This is a genomic window from Streptomyces sp. NPDC018019, from assembly GCF_044327805.1.
Lineage (GTDB): Bacteria > Actinomycetota > Actinomycetes > Streptomycetales > Streptomycetaceae > Streptomyces.
This window is the reverse complement of record NZ_JBIRGD010000003.1, coordinates 179964-201325: the sequence shown is the minus strand read 5'-3', so window position 1 is coordinate 201325 and position 21362 is coordinate 179964. Positions and strand designations below refer to the sequence as shown.

Annotated in this window: 14 protein-coding genes and 3 tRNA genes; 10 read left to right on the top strand and 7 right to left on the bottom strand. The window is 72.2% G+C overall.

Annotated features, from left to right (window positions below; all coding sequences use genetic code 11):
* Window positions 1–13: 13 nt before the first annotated feature.
* Window positions 14–502 carry a hypothetical protein gene (locus ACH4FX_RS06755; RefSeq protein ID WP_398475855.1) on the bottom strand — a complete coding sequence of 163 codons (489 nt, stop codon included), beginning with the start codon at window positions 500–502 and terminating at the stop codon, window positions 14–16.
* A 1131-nt stretch (window positions 503–1633) separates the two neighbouring features.
* Window positions 1634–2248, bottom strand: coding sequence for a hypothetical protein (locus ACH4FX_RS06750; protein WP_398475853.1), 615 nt, complete (start codon window positions 2246–2248; stop codon window positions 1634–1636).
* 519 nt (window positions 2249–2767) lie between these two features.
* On the opposite strand from ACH4FX_RS06750, the gene ACH4FX_RS06745 reads away from it, so the two are divergent.
* Together ACH4FX_RS06745 and ACH4FX_RS06740 are read left to right on the top strand one after the other, a co-directional pair.
* Window positions 2768–3841, top strand: a complete 1074-nt coding sequence (locus ACH4FX_RS06745; protein ID WP_398475852.1) for a recombinase zinc beta ribbon domain-containing protein — start codon at window positions 2768–2770, stop codon at window positions 3839–3841.
* Window positions 3842–3921: 80 nt separating this feature from the next.
* Window positions 3922–5574, top strand: coding sequence for a long-chain fatty acid--CoA ligase (locus tag ACH4FX_RS06740; protein ID WP_398475850.1), 1653 nt, complete (start codon window positions 3922–3924; stop codon window positions 5572–5574).
* Window positions 5575–5637: 63 nt separating this feature from the next.
* Here ACH4FX_RS06740 and ACH4FX_RS06735 read toward each other — a convergent pair whose 3' ends face one another.
* Together ACH4FX_RS06735 and ACH4FX_RS06730 are read right to left on the bottom strand one after the other, a co-directional pair.
* Complete coding sequence (locus ACH4FX_RS06735) at window positions 5638–9987, bottom strand: PAS domain-containing protein (protein ID WP_398475848.1); 4350 nt, start codon at window positions 9985–9987, stop codon at window positions 5638–5640.
* Window positions 9988–10180: 193 nt separating this feature from the next.
* Window positions 10181–10657: an SSI family serine proteinase inhibitor gene (locus ACH4FX_RS06730; protein ID WP_398476404.1), complete on the bottom strand. Its 477-nt coding sequence runs from the start codon at window positions 10655–10657 to the stop codon at window positions 10181–10183.
* Window positions 10658–10952: 295 nt separating this feature from the next.
* Between ACH4FX_RS06730 and ACH4FX_RS06725 the strand changes: the two genes are divergently transcribed.
* The 4 genes from ACH4FX_RS06725 (at window position 10953) to ACH4FX_RS06710 (ending at window position 12445) form a co-directional block, all read left to right on the top strand.
* Window positions 10953–11043, top strand: a tRNA-Ser gene (locus tag ACH4FX_RS06725).
* Window positions 11044–11414: 371 nt separating this feature from the next.
* Window positions 11415–12041, top strand: coding sequence for an HD domain-containing protein (locus tag ACH4FX_RS06720; protein ID WP_398476402.1), 627 nt, complete (start codon window positions 11415–11417; stop codon window positions 12039–12041).
* Window positions 12042–12173: 132 nt separating this feature from the next.
* Window positions 12174–12246: transfer RNA gene (locus ACH4FX_RS06715), tRNA-Arg, on the top strand.
* Window positions 12247–12371: 125 nt separating this feature from the next.
* Window positions 12372–12445 (top strand) — tRNA-Met (locus tag ACH4FX_RS06710).
* 51 nt (window positions 12446–12496) lie between these two features.
* On the opposite strand, the gene ACH4FX_RS06705 is transcribed toward ACH4FX_RS06710, so the two are convergent.
* Window positions 12497–13276, bottom strand: coding sequence for an NAD(P)H-dependent oxidoreductase (locus ACH4FX_RS06705; protein ID WP_398475846.1), 780 nt, complete (start codon window positions 13274–13276; stop codon window positions 12497–12499).
* 87 nt (window positions 13277–13363) lie between these two features.
* Here ACH4FX_RS06705 and ACH4FX_RS06700 point away from each other — a divergent pair, with 87 nt between their 5' ends.
* Together ACH4FX_RS06700 and ACH4FX_RS06695 are read left to right on the top strand one after the other, a co-directional pair.
* Window positions 13364–14488: a GlxA family transcriptional regulator gene (locus tag ACH4FX_RS06700; RefSeq protein ID WP_398475844.1), complete on the top strand. Its 1125-nt coding sequence runs from the start codon at window positions 13364–13366 to the stop codon at window positions 14486–14488.
* Window positions 14485–15414 carry a DUF2797 domain-containing protein gene (locus ACH4FX_RS06695; RefSeq protein ID WP_398475842.1) on the top strand — a complete coding sequence of 310 codons (930 nt, stop codon included), beginning with the start codon at window positions 14485–14487 and terminating at the stop codon, window positions 15412–15414. Before ACH4FX_RS06700 ends, ACH4FX_RS06695 begins: the two co-directional genes overlap by 4 nt.
* Before the next feature lie 106 nt (window positions 15415–15520).
* On the opposite strand, the gene ACH4FX_RS06690 is transcribed toward ACH4FX_RS06695, so the two are convergent.
* Both ACH4FX_RS06690 and ACH4FX_RS06685 read right to left on the bottom strand, forming a co-directional pair.
* The gene (locus tag ACH4FX_RS06690) at window positions 15521–17260 is read right to left on the bottom strand and encodes a mycolysin (RefSeq protein ID WP_398475840.1); all 1740 of its coding nucleotides are present in this window, start codon (window positions 17258–17260) and stop codon (window positions 15521–15523) included.
* Window positions 17261–17696: 436 nt separating this feature from the next.
* A complete protein-coding gene (locus tag ACH4FX_RS06685; protein WP_398475838.1) occupies window positions 17697–18284 on the bottom strand; it encodes an NADPH-dependent FMN reductase in 588 nt (195 codons plus the stop codon).
* Between the two features lie 299 nt (window positions 18285–18583).
* Between ACH4FX_RS06685 and ACH4FX_RS06680 the strand changes: the two genes are divergently transcribed.
* Window positions 18584–19333, top strand: a complete 750-nt coding sequence (locus ACH4FX_RS06680) for a response regulator transcription factor (RefSeq protein WP_398475836.1) — start codon at window positions 18584–18586, stop codon at window positions 19331–19333.
* Between the two features lie 216 nt (window positions 19334–19549).
* Window positions 19550–21337, top strand: coding sequence for an ATP-binding protein (locus ACH4FX_RS06675; RefSeq protein ID WP_398476400.1), 1788 nt, complete (start codon window positions 19550–19552; stop codon window positions 21335–21337).
* Window positions 21338–21362 lie beyond the last annotated feature (25 nt).

Genomic DNA, 21362 nt, shown 5'->3' with positions numbered 1-21362 from the left:
ACGGGTCCGCCCGTCAACGGCAGGAAGGTGTCTCATCCTTGTGCCGTCTCATGCATGTGCCCTGTCGTCTGTGGCAGCATCGCGCCGCACGCCGAAACGCCGAAGTGCAGCCGCTCGCATGCGCCTTCGGGCGTGCGCTCCTGGGGAGTGGCCAGGGACACGGCAGCGCGCAGCGCGTATCACCGCGTTGGGCCCATGTGGGGGCCTTGGCGGCCCACTGCTCGGCGCCGTGGGTTGTGTGGTCGGCCGCAGTGAGCCACACGGCCCAGCAGGCGGGTTCGATCCATGCGGCGCCGCGGGTGCGCCATGCCCCGTCGACGACGTGCGCGGTGTCGCCGCCGGTGATCACGTTGCTGGGGTTCCAGTCGGTGTGCAGCAGCGTGTCGCCGACGAACAGGGAGGCGTCGTCGGGGTCGTCGAGGTAGCGGGTCCAACACTGCTCGGCGTGCTCGACGGGCAGGTCCGGGCAGGGAATGCGGCCGAGCGCGGTAAGAGCGTCCACGACGATGAGGAGGTCGGGGGGAGTCGGGGGCGTAGTCGGCGGCGCGGCCGGTGATGTACTCGAACGCAAGGAGATTCCAGCCGCCGGCGGTGATGTGCCAGAGCAGGCGGGGCGCGACGGGGACGACGTGGGGGTTGACGGTGGCTTCGCGCTCTTGGGGCCACACGCGGGGGTGATCGTTGTGCAGGGCTTTGACGAAGATGCGGCCGTCCTCGGCGGTGTCGAAGACGGCCGCGATCTCGCTGTTGAATCCGGCGCCTGCGGTATCGGCCTTGTGGATGGCGACGGCCCACCCCGGCGCGTCCAGTCCCGCGGCGAGCTGCCGCGCACACAGTTCGAGCAGGCGTCGTTCGACATCCGCGTACAGGTCCGCGGTCACTGCGGCGAGGTACTCGACCTGATCGGGGGACACGGGCATGTGCACCTCCGATCAGATGAGGCACTGGCGCCGGGTTCAGCCTCGTACGTCGCTGAACCCGGGTCGCCTCTTACCGAGGCGTCCGGTTTGGGTGCTCGAATACTTCGGTCCAGTCACTACAGGACCACCCAGTATTCGTCGTCAAGCACAGTCGGATGCGTGCGCTTTTGCCGTGGGTCGGACTGAAGTCGTTCGTTCCCACGGTCCAGTCGATGTTTGAGGCATTGTCGCCGTCTCCGCAGTAGACGGGGGTCGTCTTCCTCCGCCGGCTGGAATCGCCGCTGTTGCGAGTGTAGTGCTCAAGGTATGCCTTGGGGTCGCCTCCGCAAGTTACCTTGATTTTGGCGCTGAGTTCGATGGACTTCCGCTTGAAGGTAACTGTCCCCTCGCTGGATTCCGCCCGGTGGCCGAGCCAGGTTTTTGCTTTCAAGTCCGGATGTCGCGGGTGATGTCTGCTGCCTGCGCGGTCACTGAATTGGCCAGGACGAGGACGGTTGCCGAGGCGAGGACGAGCAGGCTGCGGAGTACCCGATGGAGAACGGACATGTGTACCTCCATGGTTCGCTGAGGTTCAGATAGGCGGCCCACCTATGTGCTGACTTCCCGCAAGTAAGGTCCGTGACCTCGAACGCCATGGCGCATGGAATCGTAAACCGCTCCAAAGAAGCTGTTGAAGATATGAATTACGCCCTCATGCTGCTCTACGGAGCTTGTTACGCCGCAAGTGGGAAGTCGCCGACAGGGTCGGGGGCGGCCTGCCCGGTCTCTGCATGGATGCAGGCTACTTCCTCGGCAACGGCCTGGTCGTCCCAGTCCGGGCGCAGGATGCGCACCTTCGTCTCGGTGCTCAGCGCCTGGGCCTGCGTGAGCAGGGCAAGTATTTGCGCGGTGCTGCCGGGGTCCTCGGCGACACCGTCGCCGATATCCACGGTCGGCCGCTCCGGTGTGACACGGCTGCCGAACTGGACGGCGTCGACGGCGAGCATTACGTGCAGAATGTCGGCGATTGCCCGGCGCCAATACCTGGCTTTCTTGTCGCGGGTCACCATCGACCGGTGGTCGCGGGCGGCAATCTCGGTGGCGGTGACAGCGGCCCCGTCCCCGTCGAGCCCGACGGAGGCGGGGGAGTAGCCGGCCGCGGTCGTGGCCTGCCGCACGATGGTCTCAGCGGTCGCGCGGTGCTCTTCGACCCGGATGGCGAACTGCGACAACGTGATGCCGGCGCCCTGCTCCGTCGGCGGGATGTTGAGGGTCTGCCATGCCTCCTGGTCGGCGTCGAACGACGCGCCGCGGCCGGGGCCGCGGTCACGCAGATAGCCGTCGGGCACGATCAGCCGGGCGCGGGCCAGCCGGATGTCCCGCAGTCACGATGTCCATGTCTCGTCGAGAGCGTCGAGCAGGTCATGCACGCCCTGAAGATCACTACGGCCCCACGGGGCGCTGCGGTGCCGGCGGTTGGGGCCGATGTTCGGCACCTACACGGCGGTAAGCAGGTCGACACCGGTCTCTATGGTGTCGCCTTCCGTATGGTGCCGCCTTCCGTGCCGAAAGAATCGGCGAGGGCCGCGGTCTCGGGGTGCTCAGTGAGCGGCACGCGGCGGGTCCGATGGATCGTCGACCTCGACCAGACCGGGCGCGACGTCAAAGTCGAGTTCGCCGCCTACGAAAGCGACCGAGCAGGCGAGCCGTGGAAGGAGACACATCAACTCCGCCGCGACGCCAAACTGCCAGCCACCGGCCGCGCCCGCTTCGGGTACATCTGGCACCCTCGCCGAATACTGCTCCCCAACGGGAGCTGGGCCACTCAAAAAGAGTGGTAGGAGACCGACCTCGAACTCGGCCCTGCCGTGTCTGAGTTGTACCGCCGCCATGTAGCCGGAGACGGCTCTCCCCAGCTCTGCGCATGGCTCAACAACCAGGGGTACCGAACCACCCGCAACACCCTCTGCAGATCCGAAACGCTCGAACGCTACATGGACAGCGGCTTCCCCGCCGGCCTGCTCCGCATCCACGACCTCAAATGCACCTGCGGCAACCGACTGACGAACGGAGGCTGCCCCAACCACTTCCTCATCGGAGGTGCGCACGAGGAAGTGATCGCCCTTGACCTGTGGCAGCAGTACCAAGAGCGGCGCCGCCAGATCAAGGAAACTGCACCACGATCGCGCAAGGCCGATTACATGCTTTCCGGGCTCGTCCGCCATCAGACGTGCCGAGGCGGAACGAGCCTGAACCCCCAGCAGTCGACCCGGAAAAAGAAGAAGGTGATCACCCCCGGGCACGCCTACCGGTGCAGCAGCCGGATTCCGTCAGGGGGCACCGCCTGTGACGGTGTCTGGATACAACGGGAGAAGGTAGAAGCGGCGTTCCTGCGCCGGCTGCGCACGAAGGCCGCCGGCATCGACCAGGCCCCAGCAGCCGAGCAACAACAACGCGACCTTGCAGCCGAGCGCCGACGGGTGGTGAAGCACCGAACAGAGTTGCAGGCCCAACACGCCAAGTCCGTCGAGGCGCTCAAGCGGCTTGCGGTGGACAACGCCCTCGACCCTGATAAGTACCCGGAAGGAAGATACGAGGAGGCCAGGGGCACGCTCGTAGCGCAACGAGACACGATCAAACGCGAGCTGGACAAGGTCGCCGAGGCCGAGGAACTGCCCAGGATCGAAACCTTCCGGCCGCTGGCCGTAGGTCTCATAGAGGAGTGGGGCAGCCTCCTCACAACCGAGCGCAACGCGATCATTCGGCAACTCGTCCGCCGGGTAATGCTCATACGCAACGGTGAACCTGGCGAAGATGGACTGATCGAGATCCGCCCTGTGTGGGAACCGGACCCGTGGACACCCCCCGCCGTTCCGCCTGCCGAAGGTGCCTCGGAGCTGGCGACCACCGCGACAACGGCCGAATTGGCGTTGGCCGGGTAGTGACATACCGCGAGGAACACCAGCACAATCGCCAGGAACTTACCCGCGCGTAACAGGCGCACCCTATGGGGAGGCTCCCGGTGCAGAGCACGATGCAAGACGTACCCCTGCTCGTTTCGAGGATGTTGACGCACGGCGCGACGATCCACGGAAGAGCCGAGGTGATCACCTGGACCGGTGAAGGCGACCCGCACCGCCGCAGTTACGCGGAGATCGGCGCCCGCGCCGCTCAGCTGGCCCACGCGCTCCGCGACGAGCTCGGCGTCCACGGTGACGAGCGGGTGGCGACGTTGATGTGGAACAATTCGGAGCATTTGGAGGCATATCTCGCCATTCCCTCCATGGGCGCCGTACTCCACACCCTCAACCTGCGGCTCCCGGTCGAGCAGCTGGTGTGGATCGTCAACCACGCGGCGGACCGGGTCGTCCTCGTCAACGGCTCGCTGCTGCCGCTGCTGGCGCCGCTGCTGCCGCACCTGCCCACGGTCGAGCACGTCGTCGTGGCGGGGCCCGGCGACCGTTCCGTACTGGACGGCGTGCGGCCCCCCGTCCACGAGTACGAGGAGCTGATCGACGGCCGCCCGCAGCGCTACGAGTGGCCCGAGATCGACGAGCGGCAGGCCGCCGCACTCTGCTACACCTCCGGCACGACCGGCGACCCGAAGGGCGTGGCCTACAGCCACCGTTCCCTCTACCTGCACTCCATGCAGGTCAACAACGCCGAGGCGTTCGCGCTGGGCGGCAAGGACATCGCGCTGCCCGTGGTGCCGATGTTCCACGTGAACGCCTGGGGCCTGCCGCACGCCTCCTTCATGGCGGGCGCCTCGCTGCTGATGCCGGACCGCTTCCTCCAGCCGGCGCCGCTGGCCGAGATGATCGAGACCGTACGGCCGACCATCGCCGCCGCCGTACCCACCATCTGGCAGGGCCTGCTCGGCGAGCTGGACGCCACGAAGCGGGACGTCACCTCGCTGCGCAACGTCGTCATCGGCGGCTCCGCGTGTCCCCCGGCCCTGATGCGCGCCTTCGAGGAGCGGCACGGGCTGCGCGTGGTGCACGCCTGGGGCATGACCGAGACCTCGCCGCTCGGCACGGTCTCGCACCCGCCGGCCGGTGTGAGCGGCGAGCAGGAATGGGCGTACCGCGGGATGCAGGGCCGCTTCCCCGCCTCGGTGGAAGCCCGGCTCGTCGGCCCGGACGGGGCTCACCTGCCGTGGGACGGGGAGTCGGCGGGCGAGCTGGAGGTGCGCGGGCCGTGGATCGCGGGCGCGTACTACGGCGGCGCGGACGGCGCCGACCTGCGCCCCGAGGACAAGTTCAGCCCCGACGGCTGGCTGCGCACCGGTGACGTCGGCACGATCACACCGGACGGCTATCTGACGCTGACCGACCGGGCCAAGGACGTCATCAAGTCCGGTGGCGAGTGGATCTCGTCCGTCGAGCTGGAGAACCACCTGATGGCCCACCCGGAGGTCGCGGAGGCCGCCGTGGTGGCCGTACCGGACGACAAGTGGGGCGAGCGCCCGCTGGCCGCCGTGGTGCTGCGGGAGGGCGCCAGCGCGGCCTTCGAGGAGCTGCGGGCCTTCCTCGGCGAGCGGGTGGCGCGCTGGCAGCTGCCGGAACGGTGGACGGCGGTGGCGTCCGTACCGAAGACGAGCGTCGGCAAGTTCGACAAGAAGGTGCTGCGCAAGCAGTACGCGGACGGGGAGCTGACGGTCACCCGGGTGGGGTGAGCCGCCGCGGCGCGGGAACGGAGGGGGCCGTCCATGCGGACGGCCCCTCGGTGGTGCCTGCCCTCAGTTCGTACCGATCTTGGCGAGCAGGTCGACGATCCGGGCCTGGACCTCCGCGCTCGTCGAGCGTTCGGCCAGGAAGAGGACGGTCTCGCCCGCCGCGAGGCGCGGCAGCTGGGCCGGGTCCAGGTCCGCCGAGGTGTAGACGACCAGCGGGGTGCGGTTCAGCAGGCCGTTCGAGCGCAGCCAGTCGACGATCCCGGCCCGGCGGCGGCGTACCTGCATCAGGTCCATCACCACCAGGTTCGGCCGCATCTGGGCCGCGAGGGACACCGCGTCCGCGTCCGTCGCCGCCCGCGCGACCTGCATGCCGCGCCGCTCCAGCGAGGTGGTCAGCGCTCCGGCGACGGCGTCGTTCTCCTCGGTCAGCAGGACCCGCGGCGGGTGCTGCTCGCTGTCGCGCGGCGCGAGCGCCTTCAGGAGTACGGCCGGGTCGGCACCGTACGCGGCCTCCCGCGTCGCCTGGCCGAGACCGGCCGTCACCAGCACCGGCACCTCGGCCGCCACCGCCGCCGTACGCAGCGACTGGAGCGCGGTACGGGTGATCGGCCCGGTCAGCGGGTCGACGAAGAGCGCCGCCGGGTACGCGGCGATCTGCGCGTCCACCTCCTCGCGGGAGTTGACGATGACCGGGCGGTAGCCGCGGTCGCACAGCGCCTGCTGGGTGGAGACGTCCGGCGCGGGCCAGACCAGCAGCCGGCGCGGGTTGTCCAGCGGTTCCGGCGGCAACTCGTCGTCCATCGGCTGCGGTTGCGGCTCGGTCACCTCGACGGCACCGTTCGGGCCGTCCAGCGGCTCGGGGCCCTCGCTGCCCTCGTCGGGCGCGGAGACGGCGAAGGCACGGCCTTCGGAGGAGTTCAGCAGGTGCTGCTGATGCTGCTGGTGTGGCTGGTGCTGCTGAGGCTGGGCCTGCGGGCCCGCGTGCGGCTGGGCCTGGCCCGGGGCGTGCGCGCCGGGCTGCGGGTGCGGCCGGGCCTCGGCAGCGTCGGCCGCGGCCGTGCGCTCCGCCTCCTGCGGCGGCTGGGCCAGCTTGCGGCGGCGTCCGGAGCCGGCCGCGGGGGCGCCGGGCGCGGCCGGACGCTGCTGGTCGGCGAGCTGCTGCGAGAACGGCACGCCCTGCCCGAGCGTACGTACGCTGAACGCCCGTCCGTGGGAGTGGCCCGCGGCGGGACCGCCCGCCGCGTCCTCGCCCTCGGCCGCCTCCGGGGCAGCGGGCGCGGGCATCGGCTGCCGGGGCGCGGCCGGGTCCGGCAGGGGCTGCTGGGCCGCGCCGGGCGCGCCGGGTGCCTCGGCGGCACCACCAGCAGCACTGGCACCACCGGCACCGTTCCCCGGCACGCCGGGGGCGGCGGGCCGTCCGGTCTGGGGCTGCGGCTGTACCGGCTGCCCAGGCTGGACCGGCTGACCGGCCTGGGCCGGCCGGCCAGCGGCCACCGGCTGACCGGGCTGCGCCGGAACCTGCCGGCCCTGGGCCTGGCTCTGCCCCTGCTCCGACCCCTGGCCCTGACCGAGTCCCTGTCCCGGGCCTTCCTGCTCGGCCTCCACCGGGCTGGGGCGTCCGCGCCGCCGCCCGGTCGGTGCGGGCGGGGCCTCCCCGGTCGCCGGAGCGCCGCCGGGACCGGCCACCGGCCCGTCCTGCGGCGGGTGCGCCACCAGGCCCTCGGGACCGGCGACGAACGTGCCCGTCGACTCCGAATCGGCCATCGCGGCAGCCGCCCGCTCCTCGGCGGCGGCCCGCCGCGCACGGCGCCGCCCGGTCGGTTCGGGGCCCCAACCGCCCTCGGGCGCGCCGGATTCGGGCGCCGGCTCGTCGACGGCCCCCGGCGTACCCGTACGGGCGCGGCGGCGACCCGTGCCCGGGCCCGCGTCCGTACCCGTAGTCGCGCCCGGACCCGTACCGCCGGTGTCCTGCGGCCCGGCGGACTGGCCGGGCAGGACCGGCAGCGAGGGCAGGGGGGACTGCGGAAGCTGGTCGGCGGCGGCGGGCGGCAGCGCGAACGCCGCGTTCTGGTGACGGGCCGGGGGCTGCGACTGGTTCGGGATCGGCCGCTCGGCCGTGTCGGCCAGCGCGCGGCGCGCCCGGCGCCCGGTCGGCTGGGTCTGGCCGCCCTGGGGTGCCTGGCCCGGCCCCTGCGGACCGCCGGCGATCGCCGGGAGGGCGGTTCGCGCGGCGCCCTCCGGGGCGTCCTGGGGCCCACGCCGGCCACCCGGCGGTACGACCTCGGCCCCGGCCATGCCCTGCGGCATCCCTGCCCCGGCCATGTTCTGCTGCATCCCGGGCCCGCCCGGCTGCGCGCCCGTACGGCCGTCGCCGCTCGTACCGCGCCCGCCGGAAGCCCCCGTGCTGTCCCCGCCGGGCACCGGGCCCCGCGGCCCGGCCGCGTCCGCTTCGCTGCGCGCCCGGGGCACCTGGCCGTTGCCGTTCCCGGCCGCCGCGCCGTCATCCGGCTGCGGCTGCTCCGGCACATCGCCGCGCCGCGCGCGCCGGCGCCCGGTCGGCGTGTCCTCGCCCTGGTTGTCCGCACGGTCCGCACCGGCGCCCTGCGCAGCGGAACCGCCCCCGGGACCACTCACCGGACGCAGCCCCGCGGCAGCCCCACCGGCACCGGCAGCCCCACCAGGACCACCGGCCCCCGCGGCGCCGGAATCACCCGTTCCACCCGGTGCCGCCGCGCCCGCCTGCGCGCCTGGCCCGGACGCTCCCGGTATTCCCTGCGCTCCCTGCACTCCCGACGCCCGCTGTGTCCCCTGGGCCGCCTGCTGCGTCCCCCGCGCGCGCTCCGCGGGCACCGGCATCACGGTCGTCTCGTTGCCCGTCGCCTCGCGCGGCCGGTCGGTGCTCGCCGCGCCGGACACCGGCGCGCCCCCGGCCGACACCGGCACTTCGAGCACGTACGCACTGCCGCCCGCGCCCGGCACCTGGTGGGTCTGGAGCACTCCGCCGTGCTGCCGCACGATGCCGCGCACGATCGGCGCGTGGACCGGGTTGCCGCCGCCGTACGGGCCGCGCACCTCGATCCGTACGACCTCGCCGCGCTGCGCGGCGGCCACCACGATCGTCGAGTCCCCGGAAGCGGCCTCGGCCCCGGCGCCCCCGGTCTTGCCCGTGGCGTCCACGCCCGCGACGTCCGCGATCAGGTGGGACAGCGCCTGCGCGAGCCGGGCCGCGTCCACCTCGGCCTCGATCGGCGGCGCGTGCACCGCGAACTGGGCGCGGCCCGGCCCGATCAGCTCGATCGCACCCTCGACACCGGCCGCCACGACCCCGTCCAGCGACACCTTGGCCCGGTCGAGCCGCTCGCCGCCCGCGTCCAGCCGCTGGTAGCTCAGCACGTTGTCCACCAGCGTCGTCATCCGCGCGTACCCGGCGGCGAGGTGGTGCAGGATCTGGTTCGCCTCCGGCCACAGCTGGCCGGCCGGGTCGGACGCCAGCGTGCCCAGCTCCGCCTTCAGCTCCTCCAGCGGGCCGCGCAGCGACTGGTCCAGCACGGCCAGCAGCTGCGTGTGGCGCGCCGCCAGCGCGTCGTAGGGCCGCCGGTCGGTGAACGTCATCACCGCGCCGACCAGCTGATCGCCGTCGCGCACCGGCGCGGTCGTCAGGTCCACCGGCACCGACCGGCCGTCCTTGGCCCACAGCGCCTGCCCGCGGACCCGGTGCTTGCGCCCGGAGCGCAGGGAGTCGGCGAGCGGCGTCTCCTCCCAGGGCAGCGGCGTGCCGTCGGCCCGGGAGTGGTGGATGAGCGGGTGCAGTTCCTTGCCGCCCAGTTCGCTCGCCCGGTAGCCGAGGATCTGCGCGGCGGACGGGTTGACGAGGACGACCCGGCCCTCGGAGTCGACGCCGACCACGCCCTCGGCCGCCGCGCGCAGGATCATCTCGGTCTGCCGCTGCTGGCGGGCCAGCTCGGTCTCGGTGTCCAGCGTGCCGGTCAGGTCCCGTACGACGAGCATCAGCAGCTCGTCACCGGTGTAGCCGTTGCGGTGGTCGGCGTAGGCGGCCTCGAAGGCGGACTCGTACGGGGTACGGCCGTCCTCCAGGTTCGCGCTGGTCACCTCGACCAGCAGTTCGGTGCCGTCGGTGCGCCGGGCCACCATCCGGGTGGGCTTCGTACGCGGCCCCTGGTCCTCCTCGTCCCGGCGCCGCATCGAACCGGGGATGCGCTTGGAGTCGAAGGACGGCAGCAGGTCGAGCAGACCGCGGCCCACCAGGGCGGTGCCCGGGGCCTCGAAGGTCTCCAGGGCGATGGCGTTCGCGTTGACGACCGTGCCGTTGCAGTTGACCAGCAGCAACGCGTCGGGCAATGCGTCGAGTATGGCTGCGAGGCGAGCAGCGCCTCGGGATGGCCTGCTGCTCACGACGACGCTTCCTCCCTGCAGTTACCGCACCTTGCCGAGCCCGCCGTCACGTCTGTGGCGGGTCACTGGAAAGGAGTCTACGGGCAGCGGATGAGGACGCGGAGACGGATGACGAGGAGGTAGTGCCACGGGATTGTGCGACTCGTCGCACGCCCGACATGTGCCCCGCGTCCTGAACTGATCCGCTTCTGCGTCACGAAGCGACCGCGGGCAGCACCGGTACGAACCGGTCCCAGCGGCCGATCTCACACCCGTCGGTGCGCTTGAACTGGGCGTTCACAGGGCGTCCCGCCCAGGTGCCGGTGACCCGCGCGGTGGCGGGCCCGCCGTACTGCATCGTGCACTTGCTGTCCTTCGGCACGGCCGCGAACGCGTCCTTGCCCCACCGGGTCAGCCGGTCGAGCTTGTCGCAGGCGCCGCGCGCGTCGCGGTGGGTGCCGCGGGCCGGGTGGCAGTACAGCTCGTACCGGCCGTCCTTGGCCGCCTTGCCGGTGCCGCTGACGGTGATCGTGAGGTGGTCGGAGGAGCGGGACAGCAGCGGCAGGGGCGCTGCGCCGGACCCGACGGCGACGTCGGCGGGGGCGGCAGCGTCGGCCGGGGCCGTCAGGGCGAGGGCGGCTGCGACGGTGGTGGCAGCCGTGGCGAAGCGGGACAGCCGGCGGAGCGGCATCGCGGACTCCAGGGGGTACGGGGACAGGGCCGGGGGCGGCACGGGGCGTTCCCGCCGGAACCGTCCCGTCCCCGCAGCGTCTAACGCGCCGCCGGGCCCGACGTTGCGCGGCGGCCCCGGTGTTTGAACCCCGTTCGATCCCCGACGGCGCCCGGGCACAGCGGCCCGACCGCCTCACAAGGCCTTTGCCGGGTGGCCTGTGTGCCGAGTACCGTAGGGGTCGATTGGTGACAGCATGCCGAGCTGTGCCATCATCTGGTCACGCCACATCGCGCTTGCGCGCGAAGAGGTGTGTGGAGGCGTCGCCTAGTCCGGTCTATGGCGCCGCACTGCTAATGCGGTTTGGGTCTTAAAGCCCATCGAGGGTTCAAATCCCTCCGCCTCCGCTTTTCGTTCAGGCCCCGGTCACCGCGACCGGGGCCTGAAGGTTTTCCGGGCGGAGGGCCTTTCCCCGTACGGATCGCCGGCCGCCGCCCCGTGCCCGCCGTCACCCCCGCGCCGCACCTGACCGGAACAGGCCGAGCGCGCGCACCGGCATCCCCACCACCCTGATGCCATGACGAACAACCGAGACCAGAACCCGGGCCCGGACCGGGAGCAGCCCCCGCACAGGGATCAGCCCCCGGACCGGAACCAGCCCCCGGACCGGAACCAGCCCCCGCGCCGGTATCAGCCCCAGCACCGGGATCACCCCCGGCCTTCGGACCCCACCGCCACCCGCCGCGCCACCCACACCGCGCACACCACCCACACCCACATCGCCGGCATCCCCCTCCCCGACAGCAAGCTGGCCCGGGAGGCCACCGAGCTGATCCGGGACACCACCGACGAGCTGATCTACCACCACTCCCGCCGGGTCTACCTCTTCGGCGCCCGGCACGGCCGCGAGCGGGGCCTGTCCTTCGACGCGGAACTGCTCTACATCGGTGCCCTCTTCCACGACCTCGGCCTGACCGCACGCTTCCGCACCTCCCGGCAGCGCTTCGAACTGGACGGCGCCGACGAGGCCCGCCGCTTCCTGACCGCCCACGGCGTCCCGGCCGACCGCGCCCGCCTCGCCTGGGAAGCCATCGCGCTGCACACCACACCGGAGATCCCCCACCGCATGGCCCCGGAGATCGCCCTCGTCACGGCCGGCGTCGAACTCGACGTCCTCGGCATCGGCTACGACAGCCTCCCGCCGCAGACCCGCGACGAGATCCTCACGGCCCACCCCCGCCCCGCCTTCAAGCGCCGCATCCTCCGCGCCTTCCACCAGGGCATCACCCACCGCCCGGAAACCACCTTCGGCAACGTCAAGGCCGACGTCCTGGCCCGCTTCGATCCGGACTACATCCGTCCGGACTTCGTACGGATCATCGAGGACTCCGCCTGGCCCGAGTAGCCCCCACCCGCCACCGCGACAGCGTTTGCACAGGTCAGAGGGGGTGCGGGAAGTGGATTTCGCGTCCCGGCGTGGTTCATGTAATGTTGTTCCCGCAACGCCGACCGGCAAGAAAAACCGCCGGAAAGCCAAGCGCTCGTAGCTTAACGGATAGAGCATCTGACTACGGATCAGAAGGTTGCAGGTTCGAATCCTGCCGAGCGCACAGCAAGCAAAGCCCCCGCCGGGTCATCCGGGCGGGGGCTTTGTCGTGGTTGGTGGGGGTGTGGGCGGGGGATGGATTAACGATTTCCCTTGGGGGGACGTGTGGCGTAGAGTCTGGGGAACCGACGCGGGGTGGAGCAGCTCGGTAGCTCGCTGGGCTCATAACCCAGAGGTCGCAGGTTCAAATCCTGTCCCCGCTACTGCGAAGACCGGTCCGGCACGAGGAATCGTGCCGGACCGGTCTTTTTTGGTTACGGGGCGTCCGTGTAGTGGATGGCCGGGCCCGTGGTGTGCGGGGCGAGGTCGGGGCGGAGGGTGAGGGTCTCCGGGTCGTAGTCGGGGGAGTTCTGGCGGCGGAACGGCAGCGGCGGGGTCGTGGGCAGCTCCAGGAGGCGGGTGCGCAGCTGCTCGGCGGCGGCCTCGAAGGCGGTGGGGGTCACCCGGTTCGCCGAGGGGACGAGGAGCGGTGGGATCGCGCTCATGCCCGTGTACCAGAAGGTGCCGTGGTGGAGGGGGAAGAGCAGGTCGTTGAGGTCGCCGTTGATGCCGCGCGGGCCGAGGGTGCCGGGGCGGGCACCCGCGGTGACCACGGCCATGGCGCGCTTGCCGGTCAGCGGGCCGTCGCCGTAGCGGAGCGTGCGCCCGGTGCCGGGGTCTTCGATGCCGTACGCGAAGCCCTTGACGAAGACGCGGTCGAACCAGCCCTTGAGGATGGCGGGCATGCCGTACCACCAGAGGGGGAACTGCACGACCAGGGTGTCGGCCCAGGTGACCTTCTCCTGCTCGGCGCGGATGTCGGGGCTCAAGCTGCCGTCGGCGTAGGCGCGTTCGGCGGCATTGCCGACGTACAGGCGCTCCTCGGGGGAGTGGTCGAAGTCGTCGGCGTCGACGACCGGGTTCCACTTCATGGCGTAGAGGTCGGAGAGCTGTACTTCGTGGCCGTGGGCGCGCAGGGCGCGCAGCCCCTCGTCCTTGAGGGCTCCGTTCAGGGAGCGCTGCTCGGGGTGGGCCGCGATCCACAGGACCTTCATGGAGAACCTTCCGGGGTGGGGTGTGGGTGGGTGACGGGTTCGTGTTCCGATCTTTGATCGGGGGGCCGGGGGCGGACGAGTGGCCGGATGGTCAGCATGTGTCAGGATCGGGCCATGGGTGTCTTCGCGGAGGACGGGCGGCACCGGGTCGCCGTGCTGGTACGGGACGGGCTGCTGCCGATGGAGCTGGGGATCGTCCACCGGCTCTTCGGGTACGCCGAGGCGGCCGACGGGCGGCGGCTGTACGAGGTGGTGACGTGTGCGCCGGAGCCGGGGGAGCTGCGTACCGACGCGGATTTCACGGTCGTCGTGCGCCACGGGCCCGAGGCGCTGGCGGAGGCCGACACGGTTGTGGTGCCGGCTTCGGAGCAGGATTACGGGGCGGACGACGGCTGCCTGAGTACGGAGATGGCGCGGGTCATGGCGGCCATCCGGCCCGGCGCCCGTGTCGCGTCGATCTGCACGGGGTCGTTCGTGCTGGCGGCGGCCGGGCTGCTGGAAGGGCGGCGGGCGACCACGCACTGGCGGTCGGCGGAGCAGTTCCGGCGGCTGTTCCCGGAGGTCCAGCTGGACGCGGATGTGCTGTATACGGACGAGAAGGGGGTGCTGACGGCCGCGGGTGTCGCCTCCGGGATCGATCTGTGTCTGCACATGATCAGGTGCGATCACGGCGCGGCGGTGGCCAATGAGGTGGCACGGCGTACGGTCGTGCAGCCGCACCGGGAGGGCGGCCAGGCCCAGTTCATCCGGCGGCCGGTGCCCGAGCCGCAGTACTCCTCGACGGCCGCGGCCCGGGCCTGGGCCCTGGAGCACCTGGACCGGCCGGTGACGCTGCGGAAGCTGGCGGCGTGCGAGTCGATGAGCGTACGGACCTTCACCCGGCGGTTCCGGGAGGAGGTCGGTGTGTCGCCGTTGCAGTGGCTGACACGGCAACGTGTCGAACGGGCGCGGCAGTTGCTGGAGGAGACGGAGCTGACGGTGGACCGGGTGGCGGCCGATGCCGGTTTCGGTACGGCGGCCTCGCTCCGGCAGCACCTCCAGGCCGCGGTGGGGGTGTCGCCTAGCGCGTACCGCAGCACCTTCAGGGGCTCCGGTGAGCGTCATGCTCCCGGGCTGCCGGGGGCCGCCACGGCGGAAGCCGACGCGGTGCGAGCGGCTTCCGGTGGGGAGCAAACAGATGCGGGCACAGTGGAAGCGGGTGCCGGGACGTGAGTGATCCGGGTGCCTGGTGGTGTACGGGGCCGAGTTGGTCCGGGACCGAGCCCGGGCTCGGGTGGTACAGCCCCGGACGCGGCGCGCGGCGGCGCAGCGCGCTGCCCGCGGGCAAGGCGCTCGCATTCGCGGTGACGGGCGAGCGGCGGTGCCTCGGCGTCCGGCGCGGCCCACGGTGGACCCCCTGCCCGTACGCGGCGGTGATCGACAGCGGCGGCGCGCGGGACCAGTGCGCCGACTGCGCGCGACTGGACCGTTCGCGGTCGGTGGCGGCGGACACGATGGCCGACGATCCGCGTACGTACGGCGTGTACCTGGCGTACTTCGGACCCGGGCTGCTGAAGGTGGGGATCACGGCGGCCGAACGCGGGGCGGCGCGCCTGGTGGAGCAGGGGGCCGTTACGTACGCGTGGCTGGGGCACGGGCCGCTGATGGCCGCGCGGCGGGCGGAGGCACTGCTGGGGAGCGCCCTGGACGTACGGGACCGGTTCGGGAAGGCGGCGAAGCGGGCGGCGCGTGCCGTGCTGCCGCCGGTGCCGGAACGCGTGGCGGCCCTGGCCGCGCTGCACGCGGCGGCGCGCGGGCTGGCCGGGTGGCCGGAGGCGCTGGAGCCGGCCGAGTTCGCGTGGACGGACCATGCGGAGGTGTTCGGGCTGGCGCGCATTCCGGCGGGAGCCGGTGAGGCGGCGGCTCCGGTGGCCGGGGACGAGATCGTGGGGGACGTGGTGGCGGGGGTCGGGGCGGATCTGTATGTACGGGGGGTGGTGGCGTCCGGGGCGGGGGAGGCGGAGGTGTTCGTGATGGACACGCGGTGCCTGGCGGGGTGGGTGTTGCGGCATGCGACGGGTGAGGTGACCACGGCGGTGGTGCGGGCGCCGAAGAGGGGTGAGGGCGGGACTGAGGAGGAGCAGGGGAGTTTGTTCTGACGGAGGCGGACGTGAGGGGCGGGCCGGATGCACGGACCGGGCCGGTGGGCGGCCCGGTCCGTGGCTTCGAGCGGCTTCAGCGGGCGGTGCTGACCGGCAGCACCGCTCAGTACTGGATGGTGTGGTTGTAGAGGATGCCGCGGGCCCTCTGGCCGTTGTCCAGGCCGTAGGCGGGCCGGTCGGCGAGGAAGTACTCGCGGAAGCTGGACTGAGGGTTCCGGGACATCATGGTGTTGCTCCGCGTCCAGTCGCCGTCGATCTGGGACCAGAGGTCGACCAGCGCGGTGGCGACGCGGGCCTCGCAGGCGTCACCCGGGTCGATGCCGTAGGTGGAGCGGTCGTTGGCGAGGTTCATGGAGCTGCCGTTGCCCCAGTAGTACGTGGTGTCGTTGAAGGTGTGGAACGACACCGCGTCGGCGAAACCCTCGGTCCAGCCGCAGCTGACGGAGGAGGCCCGGTTGACGTAGTGGGGCGAGCAGTTGCTCACCTGCGGCCACCAGCCCCGGTAGAGCTTGCCCATGAGGGCGTGCCCGGCCTCGTGGATGGTGGTGTGCTCGGAGTCGGGGTCGTTGTCCGCGAGGTGGACCTTGTCCTCGCCGGACATCCAGTACGTGCCGTCGGTGGAGCCGGGGTACCACTGGACGGTGATCGGGGTGCAGCGGCCGTCCTGCTCGCTGGTCGCCCAGCAGTTCGTGGCGGAGCCGCGGTTCCACCAGAGCTTGTTGAGCGTGTCGAAGGTGTGCCAGGCGCGGCTCTGCCCGTCGTTGGCGTAGACGTTGCCCAGGTTGGTGGTGCCCGAGATGTTGTTCAGGGCGTACGTGGTGGTGGCGTACGTGTTGCCGTTGTAGTCGACCACCGACCACATCCGGCCGGCCTGCGTCTGGAACTCCACCCAGGCAACGGGGGTGACCGAGGCGGTCGGGGTGTAGCAGAGGCTGAACCTGCCGTCGCCGTTGCCGGTCATTCCGGTGGCGAGCCGCTGCGTACCGCTGTTGGGGGTCGGCTTGCCCCACAGGGTGATGTTGGCGTTGCTGACCGGTTCGTCCCGGTTGGCCTTGCCGTTCCAGCTGCCGCCCTCGGCGGACTGGAAGCGGTTGCGGAAGGTGCCGCTGACGCAGGCCCGGGCGCCGGGCGCGGCCGGGGCGGCGGCGCGCGGGGAGGCCGCGGCCGAGGCGGCCGAGGCACGGACCGGGGCCGGAGCAGGGGCCTTGGGGGTGGCCTTGCGCGGCGTGCGCGCGTCGGGGCCGGGGGCGTGGACCCGGGGTGCGTGGCCCTTGGTGACCGAGATGCCCTCGTCGGAGGAGTCCTTGGCCGTGCCCACGGTGAGTTCCACCGAGTCGTGCCCGGCGCGGTGCGGATCGGGGTGGTCGATGTCGCTGATGTCCGCCTGGATCTGCGCGGGTCCGGCGGCGACGGCCTTGACCTTGAGTTTGACGCTGCGGGTGCCGGGGGTGAGGGCGAGCTTCCGGCTGGTGCGCTGGCCGAAGGTGTCCGTCGTGGGCGCGGTGAGGCCCGGCTCCTTGCCGACCACCTTGAGCGCGGGGGGCAGTTGGAGGGACAAACCGGCGTTCTTGACGTTGGCCTGCGCCTTGACGTCCACGGTGAGCGTGGCCTGCTCGCCGACGGCGGGCAGGCGGTCGAGGGAAGCGGTGACGCCGAGGCAGCTCAGTGGTGTCTCGGAGTTCTTGTCCGCAGGACGGATCGTGCACGTACCGGTCGGGGCGGCCGTGCCGGTCGGGCTCGGTTTGCCGGCGAACGCGGACGGCACGACGACGACTGCCAGACAAGCGGTCACGCCCGCCAGTGCGGCCAGCGGGACAGGTCTCAGGACCCGTATTCGGGACATGGAGCAGGCCTTTCTGCGGCACGCACGGTCCGGACCCGGCCGACCGGGTCCGGCGCCCGCGAACACCGCTGTGGGGAGTACGGCGCTGTACTCCGGGGTGTTGCGGTGTTCAGCCACCAGGCCGAGCGTGGACCAGAGCAACACCCTGGGTGACAGCGGCCGAAACCCTAACACCATGGCCTGCACATGACATTGAGTGCGGCGCGAAATATGGCTGAAGGTCAACTGCGGAGGTGACCAGCGGCGTTGCACTGAGGTCGGGCGCTGGGTGCTTGCCGGTGTGTGCGCTGGGGGCTTGGCGTAAGGCGAGCGGTGCGGCTACGCTGAGTAATTGGCTGGCGGTGGCTCCGTCGGTGAGCCCGTCGCCTTCGCGGCCGGGCGTCGAGGCGGCCACCCCCGGGCCGGCCGGTCGGCGGACGATCGTCTGCGGAAGGGTCTAGGGCGCCGGAGCCGGAGTTGGCGTCGGAGCCGGCGTCGGCGTTGAAGCCGGAGCCGGTGCGGTCGCGGTGGTCAGGGATGTCATGGCCGTTCGCAGCTCCTGGAGGGTGGCGGGGTCGGTCACGGTCCCGGTGGCCGGGTCGGTCTTCGGGCCGATGGCCGCGAGGTTGCGGCAGGCGTCCGGGATCACGTCGGCGGACATCATGCGCAGGGTCTCGCGCAGCTGCTCGTGCGCGTGGGCGGCGCCGGTGGGGGAGGGCGAGGCGGTCAGGACCGCGGTCGGCTTGCCGAGGAACTCGGCGCTGCTGACCAGCCAGTCGAGCGCGTTCTTCAGGGCGCCGGGGACACCGTGGGCGTACTCGGGGCTGACGACCAGTACGGCGTCCGCTTCCGCCGCCGCGCGGCGCAGGGCGGCCACCGGGGCGGGCGGGATGGCGCCCACGCCGTCCAGGCCGGGGTTGAAGTGGGGGAGCGCGTCGAGCTCGGCGACGGTGACCGCGGCGTCGGTGAGGGCGAGGGCGGAGTGCAGGACGGCGCCGTTGGCGGAACGGGCGCGCAGGCTGCCGTTGAAGGCGAGGATCTTCATGCCGCGACGGTACGGATTGACGTCGGCGTCAAGGGAAGCGCGCGGGGGCGCGGTGCCTCCCGGGATCGAGCCGGAGGGGTGCGCGGTGCCTCATCGGACCGCGCAGGAGGGGTAAAGCCGCAGGTCAGGGCGATTGTCAGTGGTGGGTGCCATGCTGTTTCCAGTGGTGACCGGCTGGACCGCGCGGGGGGCGGCCCAGACCGGTCCCGCTGAAGACGTGCTGCGGTGACGGGTGTTTCTCAGGATATTCACAGATACGCGCAAGACGGCTCTCAGAGGGGGTGGTCAGCCTTGCCGACATGACCGTGACAGCGTCCACCACCACTGCCAAGAAGACCGCCGAGCTGCGGCGTCCCGACGGGAGCCCGGTGCGGGTGCTGGTCGTCGACGACGAGGCGTCGCTCGCCGAACTGCTCTCCTTGGCACTGCGTTACGAGGGCTGGGACATCCGTGCCGAGGGCGACGGTACGGCCGCGCTGCGGGCCGCGCGGGAATGGCGTCCGGACGCGGTGCTGCTGGACGTGATGCTGCCGGACATGGACGGGCTGACCGTCCTGGGGCGGCTGCGTCACGAACTCCCGGAGGTGCCGGTGCTGTTCCTGACCGCGAAGGACGCGGTCGAGGACCGGATCACCGGGCTGACGGCGGGGGCCGACGACTATGTCACCAAGCCCTTCAGCCTGGAGGAGGTGGTCGCCCGGCTGCGTGGCCTGCTGCGCCGGGCGGGTGCGGCGGCGGGGCGCGGCGAGTCGCTGCTCTCGGTGGGTGACCTGCTGCTCGACGAGGAGAGCCACGAGGTGTGGCGCGGCGGCCAGGAGATCCACCTGACGGCCACCGAGTTCGAGCTGCTGCGTTACCTGATGCGCAATCCGCGGCGGGTGCTGAGCAAGTCGCAGATCCTGGACCGGGTGTGGAGCTACGACTTCGGCGGCCAGGCCAACGTCGTCGAGCTGTACATCTCGTACCTGCGGCGGAAGATCGACGCGGGCCGGAGCCCGATGATCCACACGCGTCGCGGCGTGGGCTACCTGATCAAGCCGGGCGGGTAGCGGATGGCCGAAGCGGCGGGGGCGCGGGCCGGGCCTGCCGTGGACGCAGGTTCTGCCGCGCCGGTTGGTCCTGTTGCGGTCGCCGGTTCCGTCGCGTCCATCGCTCCAGTCGCGTCCACCGGTCCCGTCGCGTCCACCGGTCCCGCCGCGTCCGGCGACCCTGCCGCGGTCGCCGATCCCACCACCTCCGCCGAGCCCGGCGCGCCCGCCATCGACATGGCGCCCGGTGAGCCCACGGCGCCCGCCACCGACACGGTGCCCGTCGTCCCCGTGGCTCCCGCCACCGGCACGGCACCGGGCATCCCCACAGCCCCTGCGGTCCCCACACCCCCCACACCCCCCACCACCCCCCGTCACCGCCGCCCCCGGCGGCTGCGGCTGCGGCCTCGGTGGTGGACTTTGCGTACGCGGCTGGTCGTCTCGGCCGTGGCGCTGATCGCGGTCGTCTGTGCGGTGATCGGTACGGTCACCACCATCGCCCTGCACTCCTACCTCCAGGGCCAACTGGACGGGAAACTGCTGGAGTCGGCGCAGCATGCGGGCGAGCAGCAGGGGAAGATCTTCGATCACCGGGACCTCGGGTTCATCGCCGGGCCCGGCCGTCCGATCGGCACGGTCGGAGCGCGCGTCTCCTCCGAGGGCGACATCACCGCCGCCGCCCGCAGCATCGACGCACGCGCCGTGATGCCCGCGCAGAACCTGGTCGCCCTGACCGACGAGCAGGTGCGCGCGCTGGCCGGCGTGCGCCGGGACGGGCGCCCGCACACCGTCACCCTGCCCGGCCTCGGCGCCTACCGCGTCGCGTCCGCGCCGGACGGTTCCGCGCTGGTCGGCCTGCCGTCCGGCGAGGTGCAGGACGTCGTCGGCCGGCTGGTCGTCGTGGAGGTCTGTGTGACGGCCGCCGGCCTCGTGGCGGCCGGGCTCGCGGGCGCCGCGATGGTCCGCATGGCGCTGTGGCCGCTGCGCCGGGTCGCCGCCACCGCCACCCGGGTGTCCGAACTGCCGCTGCACCACGGGGAAGTGGCGCTGCACGAGCGCGTCCCGGCCGCCGAGGCCGACCCTCGTACGGAGGTCGGCCAGGTCGGCGCGGCGCTCAACCGGATGCTGGGCCACGTTGGTTCCGCGCTCGCCGCCCGGCAGGAGAGCGAGACGCGGGTCCGCAGATTCGTCGCGGACGCCAGCCATGAGCTGCGCACGCCGCTGGCCTCGATACGCGGCTACGCCGAACTGACCCGGCGCGGCCGCGAGGAGCCCGGCCCCGCCACCCGGCACGCCCTGGGCCGTATCGAGTCCGAGGCGCAGCGGATGACCGGCCTGGTGGAGGACCTGCTGCTGCTCGCCCGCCTGGACGCCGGCCGCCCGCTGTCGTACGACAGCATCGACCTCGCACCCCTCGTCGTGGACGCCGTCAGCGACGCCCGCGCCGCCGGGCCGTGTCACAAGTGGCGCCTGGAACTGCCGGACGACCCGGTGTGCGTACGGGCCGACGCGGACCGGCTGCACCAGGTCCTGGTCAACCTGCTGGCCAACGCCCGTACGCACACGCCCGAGGGCACCACGGTCGTCGCCCGCCTGCGGCGCGAGGCGCCGGTGTCCGGGGCGGGCGACGCTGTCCGGCTGGAGGTGCGGGACGACGGCCCCGGCGTGCCGCCCGCGCTGCTCCCGCACGTCTTCGAGCGCTTCGCCCGCGGCGACGCGTCCCGTTCCCGGCTGGGCGGAAGGACGGGAGGAAATGCGGACGAGGGGTCGGACGCGACCACGGGCCGGGGCCACGGCGTCCGGGCCGGCGGCAGTACGGGCCTCGGCCTGGCCATCGTGCAGGCCGTGGTCGCGGCGCACGGCGGCACGACCGGCGTGGAGAGCGTGCCCGGACGTACGGTCTTCAGCGTCCGGCTGCCCGCCGACGGACCGGCGCACGACGCCCCACGCGCCCCCCGATTTCACCAAGCGCCCCTGGGGCACACCCATTCACAGCCGGGTCACAGCAGCACCACACTGGGGTGACAGCGCGCTTGGCGAGTGTCGGTGT

What these genes read in the sequence shown, in the direction of transcription:
- ACH4FX_RS06685 (WP_398475838.1), bottom strand. Translation starts at nt 18,284, where the DNA reads ATGAAGATCCTCGCCTTCAACGGCAGCCTGCGCGCCCGTTCCGCCAAC.
- ACH4FX_RS06705 (WP_398475846.1), bottom strand. Translation starts at nt 13,276, where the DNA reads ATGAAGGTCCTGTGGATCGCGGCCCACCCCGAGCAGCGCTCCCTGAAC.
- ACH4FX_RS06690 (WP_398475840.1), bottom strand. Translation starts at nt 17,260, where the DNA reads ATGTCCCGAATACGGGTCCTGAGACCTGTCCCGCTGGCCGCACTGGCG.
- ACH4FX_RS06700 (WP_398475844.1), top strand. Translation starts at nt 13,364, where the DNA reads ATGGTCAGCATGTGTCAGGATCGGGCCATGGGTGTCTTCGCGGAGGAC.
- ACH4FX_RS06680 (WP_398475836.1), top strand. Translation starts at nt 18,584, where the DNA reads ATGACCGTGACAGCGTCCACCACCACTGCCAAGAAGACCGCCGAGCTG.
- ACH4FX_RS06675 (WP_398476400.1), top strand. Translation starts at nt 19,550, where the DNA reads ATGGCGCCCGGTGAGCCCACGGCGCCCGCCACCGACACGGTGCCCGTC.
- ACH4FX_RS06730 (WP_398476404.1), bottom strand. Translation starts at nt 10,657, where the DNA reads ATGCCGCTCCGCCGGCTGTCCCGCTTCGCCACGGCTGCCACCACCGTC.